The organism is Streptomyces sp. NPDC086777 (assembly GCF_040702065.1).
Taxonomy (GTDB): domain Bacteria; phylum Actinomycetota; class Actinomycetes; order Streptomycetales; family Streptomycetaceae; genus Streptomyces.
This window is the reverse complement of the sequence record NZ_JBFBJI010000010.1, coordinates 54,383-74,845: the sequence shown is the minus strand read 5'-3', so window position 1 is coordinate 74,845 and position 20,463 is coordinate 54,383. Positions and strand designations below refer to the sequence as shown.

General features: G+C 72.8%; 18 protein-coding genes and 1 tRNA gene. 9 read left to right on the top strand and 10 right to left on the bottom strand.

Going from position 1 to position 20,463, the window contains the following annotated elements; translation table 11 throughout:
* Positions 1–72 precede the first annotated feature (72 nt).
* The gene (locus tag AB0472_RS16350; protein WP_366357086.1) at positions 73–486 is read left to right on the top strand and encodes an SsgA family sporulation/cell division regulator; all 414 of its coding nucleotides are present in this window, start codon (positions 73–75) and stop codon (positions 484–486) included.
* 61 nt (positions 487–547) lie between these two features.
* Here the strand turns inward: AB0472_RS16350 and AB0472_RS16345 are convergent, their stop codons facing one another.
* Complete coding sequence (locus AB0472_RS16345; protein ID WP_366357084.1) at positions 548–1,954, bottom strand: FAD-linked oxidase C-terminal domain-containing protein; 1,407 nt, start codon at positions 1,952–1,954, stop codon at positions 548–550.
* Positions 1,955–2,046: 92 nt separating this feature from the next.
* On the opposite strand from AB0472_RS16345, the gene AB0472_RS16340 reads away from it, so the two are divergent.
* On the top strand, positions 2,047–3,540 hold the full coding sequence (locus AB0472_RS16340) for a tetratricopeptide repeat protein (RefSeq protein ID WP_366357082.1): 1,494 nt from the start codon (positions 2,047–2,049) through the stop codon (positions 3,538–3,540).
* 16 nt (positions 3,541–3,556) lie between these two features.
* Here the strand turns inward: AB0472_RS16340 and hppD are convergent, their stop codons facing one another.
* Entirely contained in the window at positions 3,557–4,705 is a 1,149-nt protein-coding gene (gene hppD / locus AB0472_RS16335) for a 4-hydroxyphenylpyruvate dioxygenase (RefSeq protein WP_366357080.1), read from the bottom strand.
* A gap of 122 nt (positions 4,706–4,827) precedes the next feature.
* On the opposite strand from hppD, the gene AB0472_RS16330 reads away from it, so the two are divergent.
* On the top strand, positions 4,828–5,307 hold the full coding sequence (locus tag AB0472_RS16330) for an Lrp/AsnC family transcriptional regulator (RefSeq protein ID WP_366357079.1): 480 nt from the start codon (positions 4,828–4,830) through the stop codon (positions 5,305–5,307).
* Between the two features lie 11 nt (positions 5,308–5,318).
* Here the strand turns inward: AB0472_RS16330 and AB0472_RS16325 are convergent, their stop codons facing one another.
* The 4 genes from AB0472_RS16325 to AB0472_RS16310 all read right to left on the bottom strand — a co-directional run bounded on the left by AB0472_RS16325 (position 5,319) and on the right by AB0472_RS16310 (position 10,859).
* On the bottom strand, positions 5,319–6,107 hold the full coding sequence (locus AB0472_RS16325; protein ID WP_366357077.1) for a S16 family serine protease: 789 nt from the start codon (positions 6,105–6,107) through the stop codon (positions 5,319–5,321).
* Positions 6,108–6,469: 362 nt separating this feature from the next.
* Positions 6,470–7,111: a helix-turn-helix domain-containing protein gene (locus AB0472_RS16320; protein WP_351958203.1), complete on the bottom strand. Its 642-nt coding sequence runs from the start codon at positions 7,109–7,111 to the stop codon at positions 6,470–6,472.
* A 340-nt stretch (positions 7,112–7,451) separates the two neighbouring features.
* The gene (locus AB0472_RS16315) at positions 7,452–9,245 is read right to left on the bottom strand and encodes a DEAD/DEAH box helicase (RefSeq protein ID WP_366357075.1); all 1,794 of its coding nucleotides are present in this window, start codon (positions 9,243–9,245) and stop codon (positions 7,452–7,454) included.
* A gap of 180 nt (positions 9,246–9,425) precedes the next feature.
* Positions 9,426–10,859 (bottom strand): MFS transporter, encoded by a 1,434-nt coding sequence (locus tag AB0472_RS16310; protein ID WP_366357073.1) that lies wholly within the window; start codon positions 10,857–10,859, stop codon positions 9,426–9,428.
* A 181-nt stretch (positions 10,860–11,040) separates the two neighbouring features.
* Here AB0472_RS16310 and AB0472_RS16305 point away from each other — a divergent pair.
* A tRNA-Cys gene (locus AB0472_RS16305) sits at positions 11,041–11,112 on the top strand.
* Positions 11,113–11,591: 479 nt separating this feature from the next.
* Here AB0472_RS16305 and AB0472_RS16300 read toward each other — a convergent pair.
* Together AB0472_RS16300 and AB0472_RS16295 are read right to left on the bottom strand one after the other, a co-directional pair.
* Entirely contained in the window at positions 11,592–12,242 is a 651-nt protein-coding gene (locus tag AB0472_RS16300; protein WP_366357071.1) for a response regulator transcription factor, read from the bottom strand.
* Positions 12,230–13,501, bottom strand: a complete 1,272-nt coding sequence (locus AB0472_RS16295; RefSeq protein WP_366357069.1) for a histidine kinase — start codon at positions 13,499–13,501, stop codon at positions 12,230–12,232. Before AB0472_RS16295 ends, AB0472_RS16300 begins: the two co-directional genes overlap by 13 nt.
* A gap of 171 nt (positions 13,502–13,672) precedes the next feature.
* Between AB0472_RS16295 and AB0472_RS16290 the strand changes: the two genes are divergently transcribed.
* Positions 13,673–14,152 carry a hypothetical protein gene (locus tag AB0472_RS16290; protein WP_366357068.1) on the top strand — a complete coding sequence of 160 codons (480 nt, stop codon included), beginning with the start codon at positions 13,673–13,675 and terminating at the stop codon, positions 14,150–14,152.
* Positions 14,153–14,205: 53 nt separating this feature from the next.
* Positions 14,206–14,961, top strand: a complete 756-nt coding sequence (locus AB0472_RS16285; protein ID WP_366357066.1) for a methyltransferase domain-containing protein — start codon at positions 14,206–14,208, stop codon at positions 14,959–14,961.
* 590 nt (positions 14,962–15,551) lie between these two features.
* Here the strand turns inward: AB0472_RS16285 and AB0472_RS16280 are convergent.
* Positions 15,552–16,208, bottom strand: coding sequence for a DUF3566 domain-containing protein (locus AB0472_RS16280; protein ID WP_366357064.1), 657 nt, complete (start codon positions 16,206–16,208; stop codon positions 15,552–15,554).
* 238 nt (positions 16,209–16,446) lie between these two features.
* Here AB0472_RS16280 and AB0472_RS16275 point away from each other — a divergent pair, with 238 nt between their 5' ends.
* From AB0472_RS16275 to AB0472_RS16265, 3 genes are read left to right on the top strand one after another with little or no spacing between them, the layout of a single operon-like run.
* A complete protein-coding gene (locus tag AB0472_RS16275; protein WP_366357063.1) occupies positions 16,447–17,286 on the top strand; it encodes a CPBP family intramembrane glutamic endopeptidase in 840 nt (279 codons plus the stop codon).
* A complete protein-coding gene (locus tag AB0472_RS16270) occupies positions 17,283–18,449 on the top strand; it encodes a histidine kinase (protein ID WP_366357061.1) in 1,167 nt (388 codons plus the stop codon). Before AB0472_RS16275 ends, AB0472_RS16270 begins: the two co-directional genes overlap by 4 nt.
* Positions 18,446–19,126 (top strand): response regulator transcription factor, encoded by a 681-nt coding sequence (locus tag AB0472_RS16265; RefSeq protein ID WP_366357059.1) that lies wholly within the window; start codon positions 18,446–18,448, stop codon positions 19,124–19,126. Before AB0472_RS16270 ends, AB0472_RS16265 begins: the two co-directional genes overlap by 4 nt.
* Before the next feature lie 3 nt (positions 19,127–19,129).
* Here the strand turns inward: AB0472_RS16265 and AB0472_RS16260 are convergent, their stop codons facing one another.
* Positions 19,130–20,299, bottom strand: a complete 1,170-nt coding sequence (locus AB0472_RS16260; protein ID WP_366357058.1) for an SUKH-4 family immunity protein — start codon at positions 20,297–20,299, stop codon at positions 19,130–19,132.
* Positions 20,300–20,463 lie beyond the last annotated feature (164 nt).

Here is a 20,463-nt window from a genome sequence, read left to right as displayed (position 1 = left end):
CCCGCCCCTCTCCACTCGTACGGGCCCACCCGAAGGCGCCCGTACGACAGTCCGAGAGAGGAACCCGACGTCATGCAGCACACCGTGGTGGAGCGCGATCTGGAGCTGCGGCTCGTCCTGTCCCCGGAGCGGAGCATCCCGGTCCCGGCCCGGCTGCGCTACCGCTCCGACGACCCGTACGCCGTCCACGTCAGCTTCCACGTCAACTCCGAGCAGCCCGTCAACTGGACCTTCGCCCGCGACCTGCTCGTGGAGGGGGTGTTCCGGCCCTGCGGGCAGGGGGACGTAAGGGTGTGGCCGACGAAGGTGGAGGGCCGCAGCGTGGTGCTGATGGCACTGAGTTCACCCGACGGTGACGCGCTGCTCGAAGCACCGGTCCCCCAGGTGTCCGCCTGGCTGGAGCGGACGCTGCGGGTGGTGCCCCCGGGGAGCGAGGGCGGGCAGCTCGGCATCGACGCGGCGCTCGACCAGCTGCTCGCCCGGTGAGGGCCCCACCGGGCGGGAGTCGCGCGGGAGCCGTACGGGACGCGTACGGAAGTGGTACGGATCAGAACAGCTTGCCGGGGTTGAGGATGCCCAGCGGGTCGAAGACGTGCTTCACGGCCCGCTGCATCTCCACGCCCACCGGCCCGATCTCCCGGGCCAGCCACTCCTTCTTCAGGACGCCGACGCCGTGTTCGCCGGTGATGGTGCCGCCGAGCTGCAGGCCGAGGCCCATGATCTCGTCGAAGGACTCGCGGGCGCGGCGGCACTCGTCGTCGTCCTGCGCGTCGAAGCAGACCGTGGGGTGGGTGTTGCCGTCGCCGGCGTGCGCGACGACCCCGATGGTCAGCCGGTGCTTCGCCGCGATGCGCTCGACGCCCTCGATCATGTCGCCGAGCCGGGAGCGGGGCACGCACACGTCGTCGATCATCGACGTGCCCTTGACGGCCTCCAGGGCGACGAGCGAGGAACGGCGGGCCTGCAGGAGGAGTTCGGACTCGGCGGCGTCGTCGGCCGGGACCACCTGGGTGGCGCCCGCGGCCTCGCAGAGCTTGCCGACGGCGTCGAGGTCGGCGGCCGGGTCCGGGGTGTCGAAGGCGGCGAGCAGCAGCGCCTCGGTGGACTCCGGCAGACCCATGTGGGTGAGTTCGTTGACCGCCTTGACGGTCGTACGGTCCATCAGTTCGAGCAGGGACGGCACATGGCCGCCCTCCATGATCCGGCACACCGCCTCGCAGGCCGAGGCCGCGGAGCCGAACTCGGCGGCCAGCACCAGCTGCTGCGGCGGCTTGGGCTTCAGCGCCAGCACGGCCCGTACGACGATGCCGAGCGAGCCCTCGGAGCCGACGAAGAGGCGGGTGAGGTCGTACCCCGCGACGCCCTTCGCCGTACGGCGGCCGGTGGACATCAGCCGCCCGTCGGCGAGGACGACGTCCAGACCGAGCACGTACTCGGCCGTGACCCCGTACTTCACGCAGCACAGGCCGCCCGACGCCGTCCCGATGTTGCCGCCGATGGTGCACATCTCCCAGCTGGAGGGGTCCGGCGGGTAGGAGAGGCCGTGCTCCTCGACCGCGCGGGAGAGGGTGGCGTTGACGACGCCGGGCTCGACGACCGCGATGCGGTCCACCGGCGAGATCTCCAGGACGCGGTTCATCCGGGTCAGGGACAGCGCGATGCAGCCGTCGGTGGCGTTGGCGCCGCCGGACAGGCCGGTGCGGGCGCCCTGCGGGACGACCGGGACGCGCAGTTCGGTGGCGACGCGCATGACGTGCTGGACCTGCTCGACCGTGCGCGGCAGCACGACGACGGCCGGGGTGCCGGCCGGGCAGAAGCTCGCCATGTCGTTGGCGTAGGAGGCGGTCACGTCGGGGTCGACGAGGACCGCGTCGGCCGGCAGACCCGCGAGGAGCCGGTCGGTGAGGTTGCTGGTGGCCTCGTCCCGAGGCGCTTCGATACGGCTCATGATCACAGCGTCGCACCCGGGGCCATCGGTGTGAACCCCACAGGTGCCCTCCTTGGGCCGCCCGGATGCAGTGGTCGTAGTGACGCACAGTGTCCGTCATGTGCGCGCTGGACAACCGCCCCTCCCCACCTGCCACCTCGCTGCTCCCGGAACCGGCGCCACCGCGCCGCCGCGGCCGGGTGCTGCGCCGGCTGCTGGTCGTCGCGCTGGTGGCCGGCGTGGCGGCCGGCGGCACGCTGATGCTGTGGCCGCGCGAGCCGCACCGCGCCGCTCCGGCCCCGGCCGCCGGGCCGCGCGCCCAGGCCGCCGCCCGGGCGGCGGCCGCCGCGGCGGCGCAGACGGCCGTCCTGAACGGCCTGCCCGCCGCGCTGCCGGACCTGACCGCGCTGATCGGCGCCCGCGAGGCGCTGGTCCGGGCGCGGCCGAAGGACGCGCCGGCCTGGGCGGTGCTCGGGACCGCGTACGTGGAGCGGGCGCGCCGGACCGCCGACGCCGCCGACTATCCGCGGGCCGAGCGCGCGCTGCAGACCTCCCTCAAGGTGGCCGCCCGGAACAACACCGCGGCGCTGAACGGGCTGACGGAGCTGGCCGTCGCGCGCCGGGACTTCCCGGGGGCCAGGCGGTACGGCGAGGAGGCGCTGAAGGCGGCGCCGAAGCGGTGGTCGGCGTACCCGGTGCTGATCGACGTGTACAACGGGCTCGGCGACTACAAGGCGGCCCGGTCCGCGCTGGACAAGCTGATGGCGCTGAAGGTGGGGGCCGACGTGAAGCCGGCGGTGATGGCGCGGGCCTCCGCGGTCTACCGGGACCGGGGCTGGCGCGAGGACGCGGGGGCCCAGGTGACCGACGCGGCGGCGGCCGCCCGGACGCCCGCCGAGCAGGCCGCGTACCTGTGCCAGGCCGGGCAGCTGGCCTGGGAGCGGGGCGACCGGGAGGACGCGCTGCGGCACTTCACCGCCGCCGTGCGCCTGGACCCCGAGCAGTCGGCGGCGCGGGCCGGGCAGGGGCGGGCGCTCGCCGCGCTGGGCCGTACGCAGGATGCGCTGACCGCCTACCAGGGGGCGCTCGCGCACCGGCCGACTCCGCAGGTCGCCCTGGAGTTCGGCGAGTTGTACGAGTCGCTGGGGATGGGGCAGCAGGCGGAGGCGCAGTACGAGCTGATGCGGACCCAGGTACGGCGGGAGCTGGAGGCCGGGGTCGACGACGACCTGGTGATCGGGCAGTACGAGGCGGACCACGGGGACGTCCAGGAGGCGGTGGAGCGGCTGACGGCGGAGTGGGAGCGCCAGCCCGGCATCGAGGTCGCGGACGCCCTCGGCTGGGCCCTGCACCGGGCCGGCGACGACAAGGAGGCGCTGCGCTACGCCTCGATCGCGACCGACTCGACGAAGGGCGGCGGGGTGCGCAGCGCGCTGTACGCCTTCCACCGGGGCATGGTCGAGCGCGACCTGGACCTGGAGGCACCGGCCCGCCGCCACCTCCAGGACGCCCTCCGCACCAATCCCTACTTCTCCCCCCTGCAGACCCCGGCCGCCCACGCCGCCCTCACGGCTCTCGGCAACCAGCCCCCGAACGAGGAACTGCCCCAGTAGCCCGACGGCGACGAGGTCACAGGTTGCCGCGGCGGTCCTGTTCGCGTTCGATGGCTTCGAAGAGGGCCTTGAAGTTGCCCTTGCCGAAGCCCATGGAGCCGTGGCGTTCGATGATCTCGAAGAAGACGGTCGGGCGGTCCTGGACCGGCTTGGTGAAGATCTGCAGGAGGTAGCCGTCCTCGTCGCGGTCGGCGAGGATCTTCAGCTCGCGCAGGGTGTCGATCGGGACGCGGGTGTCGCCGACCCACTCGCCGAGGGTGTCGTAGTACGAGCCGGGGGTGTCCAGGAACTCGACGCCGGCCGCGCGCATGGTCCGTACCGTCTCGACGATGTCGTTGGTGTTGAGCGCGATGTGCTGGACGCCCGCCCCGCCGTAGAACTCCAGGTACTCGTCGATCTGCGACTTCTTCTTCGCGATCGCCGGTTCGTTGATCGGGAACTTGACCTTGAGGGTGCCGTCGGCGACCACCTTCGACATCAGCGCGCTGTACTCGGTGGCGATGTCGTCGCCCACGAACTCCTTCATGTTCGTGAAGCCCATGACCTTGTTGTAGAAGCCGACCCATTCGTTCATCCGGCCGAGTTCGACGTTGCCGACGCAGTGGTCGACGGCCTGGAAGGTGCGGCGGGCGGGGGGTTCGACGATCGGGGACGCGACGGCGAAGCCCGGCAGGTACGGGCCGTCGTACCCGGTCCGCTCGACGAGGGTGTGGCGGGTCTCGCCGTACGTGGCGATCGCGGCGAGGACGACGGTGCCGTGCTCGTCCTTGAGTTCGTACGGCTCGGCCACCGACCGCGCGCCGTGCTCCACCGCGTAGGCGTACGCGGCGCGGGCGTCAGGGACCTCGATGGCGAGGTCGACGACCCCGTCGCCGTGCTCGGCCACGTGGCGGGAGAGGAAGTGGCCCCACTCGGTGTCCGGCCTGATGACGGAGGTGAGGACGAACCGGGCCGAGCCGTTCTCCAGGACGTAGCTCGCGGTCTCGCGGCTGCCGGTCTCCGGGCCGGAGTACGCGACCAGCCGCATGCCGAAGGCGGTGGAGTAGTAGTGGGCCGCCTGCTTGGCGTTGCCCACGGCGAAGACGACGGCGTCCATTCCCTTGACCGGGAAGGGGTCATTCTGCCGGGCGGTCGTGGCGGGAGTGTGCTGTGTGGTCTGCGTCATGTCCGAAGGGTGAACCCGCCCCGCAAGGTGCGCAATAGATGGCGTTTCTACTGGGCAATATGCTCAGCAGTACGGCCGTATCGGCGGACTTTCTGTACAGGGTGACCATGTGGAGGCGGGTCATGGCGATCGATCATCTGGACGGGCGGATCCTGGTGCTGCTGGCCCAGGAGCCGCGCATCGGGGTCCTGGAGATGTCCCGGAGGCTGGGCGTGGCACGCGGGACCGTGCAGGCGCGCCTGGACCGGCTGCAGTCGACCGGCGTGATCCAGGGGTTCGGCCCGCAGGTGGACCCCGCGGCCCTCGGCTACCCGGTCACCGCGTTCGCCACCCTGCAGATCCGGCAGGGCCAGGGCGCGGACGTACGAGCGCACCTGGCGACCGTGCCGGAGGTGCTGGAACTCCACACCACCACCGGCACCGGCGACATGCAGTGCCGGCTGGTGGCCCGCTCCAACGCCGATCTCCAGCGGGTGATCGACCGGGTCGTCGGTTTCGAGGGCATCGTGCGGGCCTCCACGGCGATCGTCATGGAGAACCCCGTACCGCTGCGGATCATCCCCCTGGTGGAACAGGCTGCGGCGGACAGCGAGGGCTCCTGAGGACGCAGGGCTCAGCAGCTGGGGACCTTCTCCCCCTTCTCCAACGCGACCAGGTCGGACACGGCCCCCTTCAGCGTCGTCACCGGCACCAACCGCAGCCCCTTCGGCAGCTCCGCCTTCGCGTCGGCGCACTCGTCCTTCGGCACGAGGAACACCGTCGCCCCGTCCCGCCGCGCGGCCTGCGTCTTCAGGGCGACCCCGCCCACGGCCCCCACCGCGCCGTCCGCGCTGATGGTCCCGGTGCCGGCGATGTTCCTGCCCCCGGTGAGGTCGCCCCCGCTGCCGTTCCCGTCCAGCTTGTCGATGATCCCGAGGGAGAACAGCAACCCGGCGCTCGGCCCGCCCACATCCGCAAGCTTCAGGGTCACCCTGACCTTGCCCGCGCTCAGGTCGAGGTACTTCAGCGCGGCCTGGGCCGCGGCGTCCTGCGACTGCTCCATCTGCTCGGTGTTGTGCTGCTCGATCTCCTGGACGTTGTTGCCGCTCGGGTAGACCGAGTCGCGCGGCATCACGGCCCGGTCCGTCCGGAACCAGTTGCCGATCACGTCGCCGAGCGAGACCCGCGCGTCCGGCCCGGTCGCCTCGATCGTCGTCATCCGCAACTGCCCGCTGGTGGTGCGGGTGGGCGCCCCGGAGACGGTGATCACCGGAGTGCCCCGGTTGGCGCCGAGCACGTTCGCCGTCATCCCGGGCTGGGCCACCGAGAACGGCAACGGCGCGAAGACCGCCGTACCGATCAGAGCCACGACGGGAACCGCGCAGACGGCGACGGCCTGGAGACGCGTGAGACGTGAGAGCACGGAGTCAATCTAACGTGGCGACCTGTTCCGGCCACCGCCCGGCCGCCGCCCGGTCAGCGCGTGAGCGGCTCGCGGCGCGCGCGGGTGTGCGACCGCGGGCCGGTGGGGGCTGATCGTGCGGGCCGGTGGGGGCTGATCGCGCAGCTCCACCCCCAGCCTTCGGCCGGGGATGCCCCCAGCGCCCCTTGCGGGGCACTGCCCGGCCGCGGCCTGCAAATCCGCGGCGGCTGCTGCTCAGCTGCGGGCAGGCGTGCCGCAGGGCGGCACGGGTGGGCGCTGGGGGTCCCCCCGGCCGAAGGCCGGGAGAGGCACCCTGCCGGCGCCGGTAAGCGATCCCGCCCCAGCCCCCACCGGCCCGCGCCCTACCGCAGCGCCTCCGCGACCTCGCGTGCCGCGTCCATGACGCGCGCGCCGACCCGTTCCGGCACGGCGTCGGCCAGCATCACGACCCCCACGCTGCCCTCGACGCCGGTGACCCCGATCAGCGGCGCCGCGGCCCCACTGGCCCCGGCCTCCAGCTCACCGTGGGTCAGCGTGTACCCGGGGTCGTCGCGCGCCGAGTGCCGGGCGGCCAGGATCGCCTTGCCGGCGGCGCCGCGGTCCAGCGGGTGCCGGAACCCGGCCCGGTAGGCCACGTGGTAGTCGGTCCAGGTCGGCTCGACGACCGCGACGGCGAGCGCCTCGGTCCCGTCGACCAGGGTCAGGTGCGCGGTCGCCCCTATGTCCTCGGCGAGCGATCGCAGCGCCGGCAGGGCCGCTTCCCGTACCAGCGGATGCACCTGCCGGCCAAGACGCAGCACCCCCAGCCCGACCCGGGCTCGCCCGCCCAGGTCGCGCCGTACCAGCGCATGCTGCTCAAGCGTGGCGAGCAACCGGTACACCACAGTCCGGTTCACGCCCAGTTTGTTGGAAAGCTCGGTGACGGTCAGCCCGTGGTCCGTGTCGGCCAGCAGCTTGAGGACCCTGAGGCCCCGGTCGAGCGTCTGAGAGGTCTCCGCGGTCACGACGCCCACTCCTTAAGTGGTGAGGCCGGCAACCTCCGACGCGGCGGATGCGTCGCCGAGTCCCGTCAGCGACGCGCTTCAGAGGCCGCCGATCGGCATGGCGGCCCGGCGGCTCCGGGCCCAGTCGCTTCACGGCTGCGCTCCGCGGCGGCGCTGCCACGGGGCGTGTGCGTAGCGGGACAGTAGCGGTGCGGGTTCGCTGAGCGGAAGCCTCCGTCCAGAATCCGGTCACACAGCGGTACGGACTACTTCGGTATGTGTCGGTATGCGTCCACCGGCGGCGCCCCGGAGGGGCGCGGCGAACCGCGCGACCGGCCACCACCCACCCGCGGCCGACGAACTACCGCATCCGGGTGGCCCACTCCTGCACCTTGGCGATCCGCTGCCGCAACTGACCCGCCGTCGCCTCCGCACTCGGCGGCCCCCCGCACACCCGGCGCAGCTCCGTGTGGATCACCCCGTGCGGCTTCCCGCTCTGATGCACATAGGCGCTGACCATCGTGTTCAGCTGCTTGCGCAGCTCCATCATCTCCTTGTGGGAGACGACGGGCCGCCGTTCCGCGGGCAGTTCCAGCAGGTCGGCCTCGGTGTCCGGCTTCTTGCGGCTGTGCGCGATCTGCCGGGCCTGCCGCTTCTGCAGCAGCAACTGCACCTGGTCGGGTTCGAGGAGCCCGGGAATGCCGAGGTAGTCCTGCTCCTCCTCGCTCCCCGGGTGGGCCTGCATGCCGAACTCGGCGCCGTCGTAGAGCACCCGGTCGAAGACGGCCTCGGACTCCAGCGCCTCGAAGGCGAACTGCTCCTGCTCACCGGTGTCCTCGTCCTGCTCCTTGTTCGCCTCCTCCATCTCCTTCTCGGACTCGGCGTACGGGTCCTCCTCGCCGTCCTTCTTCGGCTTGTCGAGGGCGTGGTCGCGCTCGACCTCCATCTCGTTGGCGAAGGTCAGGAGGTCGGGGACGGTCGGCAGGAAGACGGAGGCGGTCTCGCCGCGCCGCCTGGACCGCACGAAACGGCCGACGGCCTGGGCGAAGAAGAGCGGAGTGGAGATGGTCGTCGCGTAGACGCCCACCGCCAGCCGGGGCACGTCGACGCCCTCGGACACCATCCGCACCGCGACCATCCACCGGTCGTCGCTCGCGCTGAAGTCGTCGATCCGCTTGGACGCGCCGGTGTCGTCGGACAGGACCAGGGTCGCCTTCGTCCCGGTGATCTCGCGGATCAGCTTGGCGTAGGCGCGGGCCGAGTCCTGGTCGGAGGCGATGACGAGGGCGCCCGCGTCGGGGATGCCCTTGCGCACCTCGGTCAGCCGCTGGTCGGCGGCGCGCAGCACGGCCGGCATCCACTCACCGCGCGGATCGAGCGCCGTACGCCAGGCCTGGCTGACCGCGTCCTTGGTCATCGGCTCGCCGAGCCGGGCGGCGATCTCGTCACCGGCCTTCGTCCGCCAGCGCATGTTGCCGCTGTAGGAGAGGAAGATGACCGGCCGCACCACATGGTCGGCGAGCGCGTTGCCGTACCCGTAGGTGTAGTCGGCGGCGGACCGCCGGATCCCGTCCTGCCCCTCCTCGTACGTCACGAAGGGGATCGGGTTGGTGTCCGACCGGAACGGCGTACCGGTCAGGGCCAGCCGCCGGGTCGCCGGCTCGAACGCCTCCAGACAGGCCTCGCCCCAGGACTTGGAGTCACCGGCGTGGTGGATCTCGTCGAGGATGACGAGGGTCTTGCGCTGCTCGGACCGGTTGCGGTGCAGCATCGGCCGCACACCGACACCGGCGTACGTCACGGCGACCCCGTCGTACTCCCGGCTGAGCGGTCCGGCGCTGTACTCGGGGTCGAGCTTGATCCCTATCCTCGCCGCGGCCTCCGCCCACTGTTTCTTCAGGTGCTCGGTGGGGGCGACGACGGTGACCTGCTGCACGACGTGGTGGTGCAGCAGCCACGAGGCGAGCGTCAGCGCGAACGTCGTCTTGCCGGCGCCGGGCGTGGCCACGGCCAGGAAGTCGCGCGGCTGCTCCTGGACGTACTTCTCCATGGCCCCCTGCTGCCAGGCACGCAGCTTGCTGGCGGTACCCCAGGGCGCCCGGCCCGGGAAGGCCGGCGAAAGGTGGTGGGAGGAGGAAGCGGAGGAAGCGGACATGGGTGTGGGCCCGTAGGGCCCTCCGTTGAGGGTGGTGGCGGGTGACGGGCGGGTGGTAGTCACGGTCTCCGTAGTAAGGGGGTCGGGCGGCTGCTACGTATGACAACCGGGCCACCCTACCGGCGCCCCCCGGCGGTCAACGCGCGGACAAGGCCGCCTCACCCCCGGGTGGGACTCACGTCACAGATCACGGAGCCGGGTCGTCACCCAGGCGCCGGCGAGGGCCACCGCCGCCATCGGCAGGAACACCGCGGCGAAGGCCGCCGGATGGGAACCGGAGCCCGCCGCCCCCGTCATGCTGCCGCCACCGAGGGCGGCGAAGGCCGCACCGGCCACGGCGAGCAGGACGACGTTGGAGAGGGCGTCGGAGATCTGCAGGGCGGCGGAGTTGGCGCCGGCCTCGGCCGGGGCGGAGAGCCGGAGCATCAGCACGCTGGCCGAGGCGATCACCAGGCCCATCCCGAAGCAGCCGAACCCCCAGGCGACGGCCACCGTCCACACCGGCACACCGGACACGAGCACCGCGGGCGCCGCGGCGACCGCCGCCGCCACCAGCACCATCCCGAGCGTCATCAGCCGCTCCCGGTAGGGCTCCATCCGCGGCCGCGCCTGCACCCACGAGCCCACCGCCCAGGTCACCCCGCCGCCCGCCAGCGAGAACCCGGCCAGGGTGGGCGACAGGCCCCGCTGGGTGACGAGCATCAACGGCACGAAGGACTCGGCGGACACGAAGGCACCGGCCGCGACCCCGCGCAGCAGGACGACGGAGGGCAGGCCCCGCGCCGCCCGGTACGTGCCGCGGGGCAGCAGCGCGAGCACGGCGGGCACCAGCAGCGCACCACCGAGCAGTCCGGGTACCACCGACACCCACCGCAGATCCTGAGCCGCGTACTGCAGCAGCCCCGCACCGAGCGAGATACCGAAGGCCAGCCGGATCCGCCGCCGGTCGAACGCCCTCCGCGCCCCTTCCGCCGCCACCGGCCCGCCCGCCCGGCGCCTTATCCGCGGCAGGGCCAGCGCCACCGGGAAGACCACGAGCACCGGGATCCCGAGGAACACCCACCGCCACCCGAGCTGCTCGGTCACCGCGCCCGCGGCCAGCGGTCCGACGATGGACGGCACCACCCAGCCCGCGGCGAACGCGGCCATGATCGCGGGCCGCAACCGCTCCGGATAGGCCCGCCCCACCACGACGTACAGCGCGACGATGACCAGCCCGCCGCCGAACCCCTGCACGGCCCGCCCGGTGATGAACACCCACATGCTCTGCGCGGTCCCGGCCACCACCAGCCCGGCGGCGAAGCCCCCGATCCCGGCCGTCAGCGCCCCGAGCGGTCCCCTCCGGTCCGACCACTGCCCGGCCAGCACCATCCCGAACAGGCTGGTCGTGAAGTACCCGGAGAAGGCGAACGCGTACCGCGACACCCCGTCCAGCTCCCGGGCCGCGACCGGCATCGCGGTACCCACCGCGGTCGCCTCGAAGGCGATGAGCAGCACGACGGAGACGATCCCGATGCTCAACGCCCGGTACGACCGCCCCAGCACACCCCCCGCGTCGGCTCTGTCGGGGGTCTCGTCCGCGACAACGGCGTCGCTCGGTCCAAGGGCGGTCATGCTCACCACGGTAAGGCCCAATCCCCACTCTGACCCCTGTCGCAAGCCCCACCCCACCTCCGACCTTGGTCGTACACCCCCAGGTCCCCGGTTCATGAACGCCGTATGGCAGTCCCGTTGCAGCCCCACCGATCCCCTTGAGCCCGTCCCCCGCGCCCTCGTACCTTCAACTCACGCACACGGCCGTGTGCCCGAGTGGTTCAGGGACTCGCCTGCAAAGCGAGTTACGTGGGTTCGATTCCCGCCACGGCCTCTGGATGCCTGACCAGGCAGAACGGAAGGGCGGCACCCCCTCGGGGGCGCCGCCCTCCTGGTCGTCGGTGGGGTTCCGCCCGAGCGCGGACCTCGACGAGCAGCGCGTTCTCGCCGCACGAAAACGCAGCCCGCAGACGGTCTCGGCCGCTCCCGGCCAATCCTCCCCGCCTCCGGCCGAATCCCCCGCACCGGCGCCGCCGAACCCGGGACCAAGGCGCTGACGCGACGACCGCCCTGACTCACGTCTGCTCCGGACATCGGCCGACCAGCCCGAGCCACCCCGCCCACCCCCCGAAGACTGCGAACACACCAGCGCTGACCGGCCCCACCCATGCCGTGGCCCTGCGCACCACGGCCACCGCCTTCGACGCCCACCGCGGCAAAGCCTGGTGAAGAGCACGTGTCCGAAGGCGCCGCACTCCCCACCAAATGGCGATCAGCACCGTTGTCGACCGGGCATACGGGCAGGATCGCGCACTATGCGGTCACAACGCCCAGGAAGCGCAGCACCGCCAGGACGCGACGGTGGTCGGCGTCGGCCTTGGGCAGGTCGAGCTTGGTGAAGATGCTGTTGATGTGCTTGGCGACCGCACTCTCGCTCACCACCAGCTCGGCGGCGATGCCGGAGTTGGACCGGCCGCCCGCCATCAGCTCCAGCACCTCCCGCTCGCGCGGCGTCAGCCGGTCGAGCGGATCACTGTGCCTGCGCACCAGCAACTGCGCGACGACCTGCGGGTCGAGCGCGGTGCCGCCGGCCGCCACCCGGCGTACCGCCTCGGCGAACTCCTCGACGTCGGCGACCCGCTGCTTGAGCAGATAGCCGACGCCCGAGGTGTTGGCGGCGAGCAGATCGGCCGCGTACCGCTCCTCCACGTACTGCGACAGCAGGAGCACGGCGGTACGCGGGTACTGGCGGCGGATCACCAGCGCGGCGCGCACTCCCTCGTCGGTGAAGCCGGGCGGCATGCGCACGTCGACCACGGCGATGTCGGGCCGGTGCTCCTCGACGGCCGCCAGCAGCCCTTCCGCGTCGGCGACTTGCGCGCACATCTCGAAGTCGGCCGCCTCCAGCACCTTGACCACACCGATGCGCAACAGGAGGGAATCCTCGGCGATCACGGCGCGCACGGCAGCTCCACGGTGATGACGGTCGGCCCCCCGGCGGGGCTGCGGCAGGAGAACGTGCCGTCGACGGACGCGACGCGCTTGGCGAGCCCGGCGAGCCCGGTGCCGCCGGCCGCCGCGAGATCCGCGCCGCCCGCTCCGTCGTCCGCGACGACCACCAGCAGTGTCTCCCCGATCCGGTCCACGGTCACGTCCGCCCGGGTCGCCTGGGTGTGTTTGACCACGTTCGTCAGGGCTTCGGAGACCACGAAGTACGCGACGGCCTCGACCGTGGGTGAGGGGCGCTGCGGCAGGTCCACCGCGACGCGCACCGGGATCGGGAGGCGGGCGGCGACCCCGGACAGCGCGGCGTCGAGGCCGCGGTCCTCAAGGACGGCCGGATGCAGACCGCGCACCAGGTTGTTCAGCTCGGCGATCGCCTCCTTCGCCTCGCGGTGCGCCTCGTCGATCACCTTGCGGGCGTCCTCCGGCAGGTTGCCGAGGGTGGACCTGGCCAGGCCCAGGTTGACGGCGAGTGAGACGAGGCGCTGCTGCGCGCCGTCGTGCAGGTCGCGCTCGATCCGTCGCCGCTCGGCGTCGGCGGCGTCGAGCACGCCGGCCCGGCTCTCGGCGAGGTCGGCGACCCGGCGGGCCAGCTTCTCCGTGCGGCTGGGGCCGAGCAGGACCTCGGCCGCCCGGGTCTCCAGCCGCACCAGAGCCCCGGTCAGCCGGGGCCCGAGGAACAGCAGGGCAAGACCGCCGGCGGTGATGTACGCGGCCTGCGTGGTGTACCCGACGTCGGTGACCCGCCACTGCGGGGGCAGCGCCCAGATCCACACGTAGAGGGAGGCGGCCACGAGAGCGACGGCCCAGACGGCGAGGACGGCGAGGTCCAGGACGGCGAGCAGCGGACCCGCCACGGCGTGGTAGCAGACCTGCCGCCACAAGGCCCGCGTGGTCAGCCGGCGCACCGCCGACTTCGAGTTGCGTCCCGGCCCGGGTACGGCGGGGCGCGGGAGGTCCTTGCCGACGAGCGCCCGGTAGCGCCGCCGCTGCCCGACGGTCAGCAGGGGTGTCATCACGAGCGTGAGCAGCACGGGCAGCGGAGCCACGGCCACCGCGCCGGGCGCGCGCACCGACGCCGCCATCGTGCCGAGCAGCCAGAGCCACAGTGGCACCACGGCGAGGTGGAGCGGCAGGCCGGCGGCGACGAGCGCGGTCCGGTGTCCCGCCCTGCGGAACCGCCGGCCCAGCACCAGCTGCAGCCACATCGTGAGTTGCATGCGTCAAACGGTAAAGCCGCAGGCCATCCCCGTGCCATGACGCTCCCGCCCGGTTCGGGGGTGCACTTGTCTCCACCCCGGGTCGGAACCCTGCGTGACTGACGGCGCCCTGGTGTGCGGCGCAGGGTGGAGCACGTGAAGGGGAGAGCCGGCGGGGAGCGGGGGAAGACGATGCGTCAACTGCATTTGTGCGACGAGGAAGTGGCCGGCGCCGAGCGTTTCGAGCGCGCCGAGGTCATCCCGCTCCACGAAGAGGCGGAGGAACCGCGCCCGGCGCGGCGCATGCGGCGGGCCGGGGGGCTGCTGGTCGCCTGCGGGCTCGCCCTGCTGCCGTGGCTGTACGTGCTGGCCACCGGCCTGCCGGCCACCGCGACCGCGGCGCACTGGCCGGTCGCCTGGGTCGGGCTCGACGCGTTGGAGGCGCTCGGCCTGATCGCCACCGGTCTCCTCGCCGCCCGCGGCGACCGGCGGCACGCCCTGGCAGCCGCCGCGACCGCGACGCTGCTTGCGGTGGACGCCTGGTTCGACACCACGACCGCGGCCCCGGGCGGCGACTTCGCCACCGCGGTCGCCATGGCGCTCGGCGCCGAGCTGCCGCTCGCCACGCTGTGCGGCCGGCTGGCGCTGCGGGCGCTGAGCCGGCCCGCGTGACGCCGACCGCCCGACTACATACCACGGACCGAATCGATCCACCGGAGAACACCATGCACCGCATCACCACCGCCCCCGTCGCCCCGATCCCGGCCCGGACCCGCTGGGCGGTCGCCGTCGGCGCGGGCGCCGCGTTGGCCGCCGCCTGGTGGCTGGGCGACACGGCGCCCTATCCGTACGCCCAACGCGGCCTGCTCGACGTGCCGTTGCCGTTCCTGACCGCCGACCGGATGGACGCCGTACTGCGGCCGCGGCCGGGGGAGCGGATCCTGGAGATCGGCCCGGGGACCGGACTGCAGTCGCTGCACGTCGCCCCGCAGCTCGGGTCGGAGGGACGGCTCGACGTGCTCGACATCCAGCAGGAGATGCTCGACCACGTGATGTGCCGCGCAGAGCGCGACGGCCTGGCGACGATCACGCCCACCCGCTCGGACGCACGTGAACTGCCCTACGCCGACGGGACATTCGACGCCATATACGCCGTGACCGCGCTCGGCGAGATCCCCGAGCCGGATCGGGTACTGCGCGAGGCGGCACGGGTGCTGGCACCAGGCGGGCGACTGGTGATAGGCGAGTTCTTCGACCGGCACTGGATCCCCTTCGGCCGGCTGCACCGGCTCGCCGACGCTGCCGGCCTCCACCTGACCGAGCGCCGGGGCCCAAGCCCGGCATACCTCGCCCGCTTCCGACCCTGCGGAGACCACGCGCCCGTTCGCCAGGGCGACCACCTCGCCGACGGCGACCGGGAAAGCGTGAACACCACACGCGGGGACCGCGACCACCGAGCCGAACAACCTGGTGCGCGGTAGGCCGCTCCAAGAGGCGAGCGGGCTCCGCCCCGACCGCGGCCGGCCACGAAATCCGCGGCGCCCCCCCCCACGAGATGAGGGAAGTCCTGTGGCTTCTGCTCCGTGAATCCGGTCATCGATTGCGCTGGGCTCCTCTCCGGGAGCAAGCCCGGGCGGCGGCCATGACGCGAATGCGTCCGGCAGCCTCGCGGAGTTCCGCGAGTGGGCCTGTGGTGGTGCAGTGCCGACCGGCCCGTTCCGCGCGGTTCTCGGCGGTGGTACCCAGCCACAGGTGATCACGAGCTACGGCTGGAGTACCAGAGGCCGTTCCCGCCATGAGCGAGTCTCGCCGCAGCTCCGCGTCTCGGTTTCCGTCTCGTTCGAAGCCGCACGCGGTCGTTCAGGACCGTCCGGTCGGCCCTGTCGGCCTCGCCGTCCGCACGGGATTGAACGCCTCTGAACGCCTCCGGATCACTCCCTGCCCCACACGGACAAACCTGGTAAGCGAGTTACGCGGGTTCGATTCCCGCCACGGCCTCTTGACGCCCGACCGGGCGGATCGACAGGGCGGCGCCCCGGCAGAGGCGCCGCCCCTCGGGTTGTGCAGGTCGCTACGGCTGCCGGGAGCTGGGGGCGGGTTCGGTTTCGGGGGCGGGCGGTGGAGGGTCGCCGGCGCTTCGGTGGGAAGGGCGTGCGGCGGCGAGGGGGTTGGTGGGGTGCCGGGTGTCCAGGCGGCGGCGGACGTGGGTGTGCAGCCGGGTCAGGAGGCGGAGGGCCTGGGCGGCAGGGGGCGGGTCGGTCAGGTCGCCGGTCAGGGCGACCTCGACGCCGCCGCTGAAACGGGCCGTGTAGTTGTACATGAAGCCGCACAGACAGGCCAGAACGGTGCCCAGGAGGATCTCCAGGGCGACGACCCCGGTCGCGACGATCAGCGTCTCCCACGGCGTCGGCCACTCGCCGGGGACCACGACGGCCAGCAGCACCGACGTGGCGAGGGCGGCGCCGAGGACGCACACCCCCAGGCCGGTCAGGAAGAAGAAGCTCATCACCGTGACCGACCACGGGTTGGTGCCGGCTATGCGCATGCGGGTGGGGCGGCGCGGTGGGCCGTGCGGGAAGGCGTGGTCGCGGGGTGGTGCCGGCTGCGGCGACCCGCGTTCGGGTGCCGTCGGACTGGGCGCCGTCGGTGACGTCACCATGCGGGACGAGATCCTGGGGCCCGGCTTGCGGGCCGTGCTGCGGGTCCTGCTGCGCTTGGTTCGGCTCATGTCCGCTCCCTCGCTGGTCCTCACCTGCGACGTTAGGTGGAGGCGTGTGGCCGCGCATTTCCGGCGATGACGGTGAGTGAGCAGGCGCGGGCCGTCCCGGGCGGTGGCGGGCGTTCGGGTCGTCCCCCGTGCGAGCTACCGGCAGGTGTCCACTCAGCGGTGACGATCGCGGGGCGCCGGATCCGTAGCGTTCGGGCCAGTCGCGGCGCCCGGCCGCGGATCCTGTGAGGGAGTCATCATGAGGCTGGTCTGGCAGCTCCTGGCGGTCGCGGCGGTCGCCTTCGTCGGGGGGCAGGGTGTCGCCGCGGTGCAGGGGAACTGGTTCCTCACCCTGCTCCTCGGTCTGCTCACCGCGGTGGTCGCGGTGCTCGTCTACGGGTGGGTGGTACGGCGGACCGAGCACCGGCCGAGTGCCGAGGTGGGGCGGGAGGGTGCCCGGGTGGCGTTCGGACGGGGGGCGCTCATAGGTGTGGCGACGTTCGCGTGTGTCATCGGGAACATCGCCCTCCTCGGGGACTACACGGTCCGTGGCGTGGGCTCGTTGACGGGTGCGGTCGGGGTGGTCGGATACATGGCCGCCGCCGCGGTGACCGAGGAACTGCTGTTCCGGGGCGTGCTGTTCAGGATCGTCGAGGAGCGCACCGGGACCTGGATCGCGCTGGTGTCGACGGGGGCGCTGTTCGGGATGATGCACCTGCTCAACAAGGACGCGACCGTGTGGGGCGCTCTGGCCATCGCGATCGAGGCCGGCGGCATGCTCGGGGCCGCGTACGCCGCCACCCGCACCCTCTGGCTGCCGATCGGCCTGCACTTCGGCTGGAACTTCGCCGAGTCCGGCATCTTCGGCACCGAGGTCTCCGGCAGCGGCGGAGCGCACAAGGGGCTGCTGGAAGCCGCCACCTCGGGCTCGCGGCTGGTCACGGGCGGGCAGTTCGGGCCGGAGGCGAGTGTGTACTCGGTGCTGCTCGGGGTGCTGGTGACGGGCGCGTTCCTGTGGCTCGCCGGGCGGCGGGGACATGTGGTGCCGCGTCGGCGCCGGGACGCGCGGGACGGCGCCGTCGCTACACTGCCCCGGTGATCGGTCCTCGGCGGGCTCCCGGGTGGTGGCACCGACTCGACGTCACGGTCCGGGATCTGCCGCTCGTGCTGCTGCTCCTGGCCGGCTCGTTCCTGCCGGCGCTGAACGGCAAGGGGACCCAGGTCGGAGACCTGCCGACCCGCCCCTTCGACGCGCTGACGATCGCGGTGCTCGGCCTGGAGTGCCTGCCGCTCGCCGGGCGCCGCCGGTGGCCGGCCCTCTCGCTGGCGCTGGTGTCCCTCGGTTTCGCCGTCGACCAGCTGCGCGGCTACCACTCGGTCGCCGGCACCGCGCTGCCGCTCGCCCTGATCAGCGCGGGCGCCCATCTGGAACGGCACCGGCGGGCCACCGCGCTGGTGTGCTCGGCGGCCTACGTGCCGTTGGCGGTCGCGCTGTACCGGCTGGGGTCGGGGGGCGAGACGGTGAGCGGGTTCGTGACGTTCTACCTGGCGCTGGTCCTCGCGTGGGGCATCGGGGCGTGGTTGCGCTCCACCCGGGCCGCGGAGGCCGACCGGCGGCGGCGCGTGGCCGAGGACACCCGGGCCGCCGAACGCACCCGGATCGCCCGCGAGTTGCACGACGTGGTCACTCACCATGTGACGGCGATGGTCGTGCAGGCGGAGGCGGCCCGGTACCTGACCGCCGCGCCGGACCGTCTCGACCGGACGCTGACGGCCGTCACCGACACCGGGCGGCGGGCCATCTCCGACCTGCGTCACCTGCTCGACCTGCTCAATCCCGACCACGGCACGGACGCCGGTGACGGCAGGACACCGCCGGCCGGCCGGTTGCTCACGCTCGTGGAGCAGACGCGCCGGGCCGGGCAGCCGGTGGAGTTCACCGAGGAGGGCACGCCGTCCCCGGCGGCGGGCAGCGCCGACCTGGTGGCCTACCGGGTGGTGCAGGAGGCGCTGACGAACGCGCTCAAGTACGCCCATGGCAGCCGTACTTCGGTGCGGGTGCGGCACAACGCGAAGGAGATCACCGTGGAGGTCGGCACGGACGGGTCCGGCCCGGCCACCGCGACGGTGGGCGGGAGCGGGCGGGGCCTGGCCGGTCTGCGGGAGCGGGTGGCCGTGCTGGGCGGCGAGTTCAGCGCAGGACCCGCGGACGACGGCCGTTTCGTCGTCCGGGCCCGGATACCCGCGGGGAGCCCGGCGTGACCGGCGGCGTCGGCGAGGCGCCGATCCGGGTCCTGGTCTGCGACGACCAGGTGCTGATCCGCACCGGGCTGGCGACGATCATCGACGCCCAGCCCGACCTGGAGGTGGCCGGCGAGTGCGGGGACGGGCAGGCCGCGGTCGACCTGGCCGCCCGGCTGCGTCCGGACGTCGTGGTGATGGACGTCCGGATGCCGGTCCTCGACGGCATCGAGGCCACCCGGCTGCTGGCCGGTGCCGGGGTGCCGCATCCGGTGAAGGTGCTCGTGGTGACGACGTTCAACCTGGACGAGTACGTCTACGAGGCCCTGCGCGCCGGCGCCAGCGGCTTTCTGCTCAAGGACGCGCCGCCGGACCGGCTGCTGCACGGCATCCGGACCGTGGCCACGGGCGCGGCCCTGCTGGACCCCGAGGTGACCCGGCAGCTCGTGGGTCGCTACGCGGCCCGGATCCGCCCGGCCGACGGCGGCGGCAGCCCGCACGGCGTCCCGCTGACCCCGCGTGAGCTGGAGGTGCTGCGGCTGATCGCGGACGGCCTCTCCAACGGCGAGATCGCCGCGGCGCTCGTGATCAGCCCGGAGACCGTCAAGACCTTCGTGTCCCGCATCCTGGCCAAGCTGGGGCTGCGCGACCGCGTCCAGGCCGTCGTCTACGCCTACCGGCAGGGCCTGGTGACCTGACCGCTACAGCACCCCGCCGGCCTCGTCCTGGAACAGCTCGGTCCAGTAGTGCCAGTCGGCGTCCGTCGTGACCGGGGTGGGGTCGATGGCCGCGAGGGTGTGGAGCATGGTCGCGGCGAGCTGGTCGTAGGCCTCGGTGGTGAGTTCGTGGTTCAGGTGCTCGTCGATGGTGCGCTCGTGGTGCAGGAGCCAGAGGGTGTAGGCGAGTGTGGAGATGTCCGTGTTGAGCGGGTAGAGGGTCGCCTCGGGCTCGGAGAAGTTGAGGATCGCGCCGGTGGTGCCGTCCACGACGAGGCTGTTGTCCTCGACCAGGTAGCCGAGGCGTATGAGCCGGTCGGCGTGGGCCGGGAGGTCGTCCGGGGGGAAGTGGCCGGTGTGGATGTCGGTGAAGTACTCCCAGAGGGTGGGCAGCGGGGCGTCCGGGTCGAGGTGGAAGAGGACCGCGTCCTCCGGGAGGCCGGTCTCGCGCAGGAAGCGGCGGGTCGGCTCGTGGGTGAGCGTGGGCGGGAAGTCGACCTCTTCGAAGCGGGCCACCCGGCCCTGCCCGAACTCCTGGTCCAGGAGCCGGGCCGGCAGGTCGACGGCGAGCCCGGAGTCCGTGCCGGGTCCGGCGATCAGGCTGAGGGGACGGATCAGGGCCGTCGCCTTCCAGTACGGCGGGACGCGGCCGGCCGTGCCCTCCTCGAAGAGCTCCAGGAGCCTGCGGGAGGCCTCGGTCGCCGCCTTCGTGCCGTGCGTGCCGGCGAGGGAGGCGAACCGGCCGCGCAGGCTCGTCAGTTCCTCGGTGACCGCGGCGAAGCGCAGCAGGGTCTCCAGCGAGGGGGCCAGCGGGCGCGGGTCGGTGGGGTCGAGCAGGTAGGCCGTGCTGATCTCGCCGGTACCGCCGTCGAGGAGGATCGACTCGGTGTCCAGGCCGGCCGGGGCCAGCAGCTCCCCGATCACCAGGCGGTCCCGGAGCTCCTCCGCGAGCCGGGCCGGGCCGTCCGTGACGTCGGCCAGGGTGCGCAGGCCGACCGTGCGCAGCGGCTCGAACGTCAGCAGGCCGCCGCTCTCGGGCAGTCCGTGGCCGGTGAGCCAGCTGCGGGTGGGTTCGTGCGTGATGTACCGGCCCAGTTCGGCCTCGGTCAGCGTGATCGCCGTCGCACCGCTGCCGGTCGTGCTGATCGTGCTCATCGCTGCCCCCGCGATCAAAGAGTTCAAGACGTGCAGGTGGGTCCGTGGTGCGCCGTGCGGACAAGCCGGAAGTCAGCAGGGCATGGCGGCTCGTCCGGGCTTCCCCTCCGGAACGGCCGTCCCCACTGCCAGAACACTACGCCGCGGCACTGACAACGCCCCAG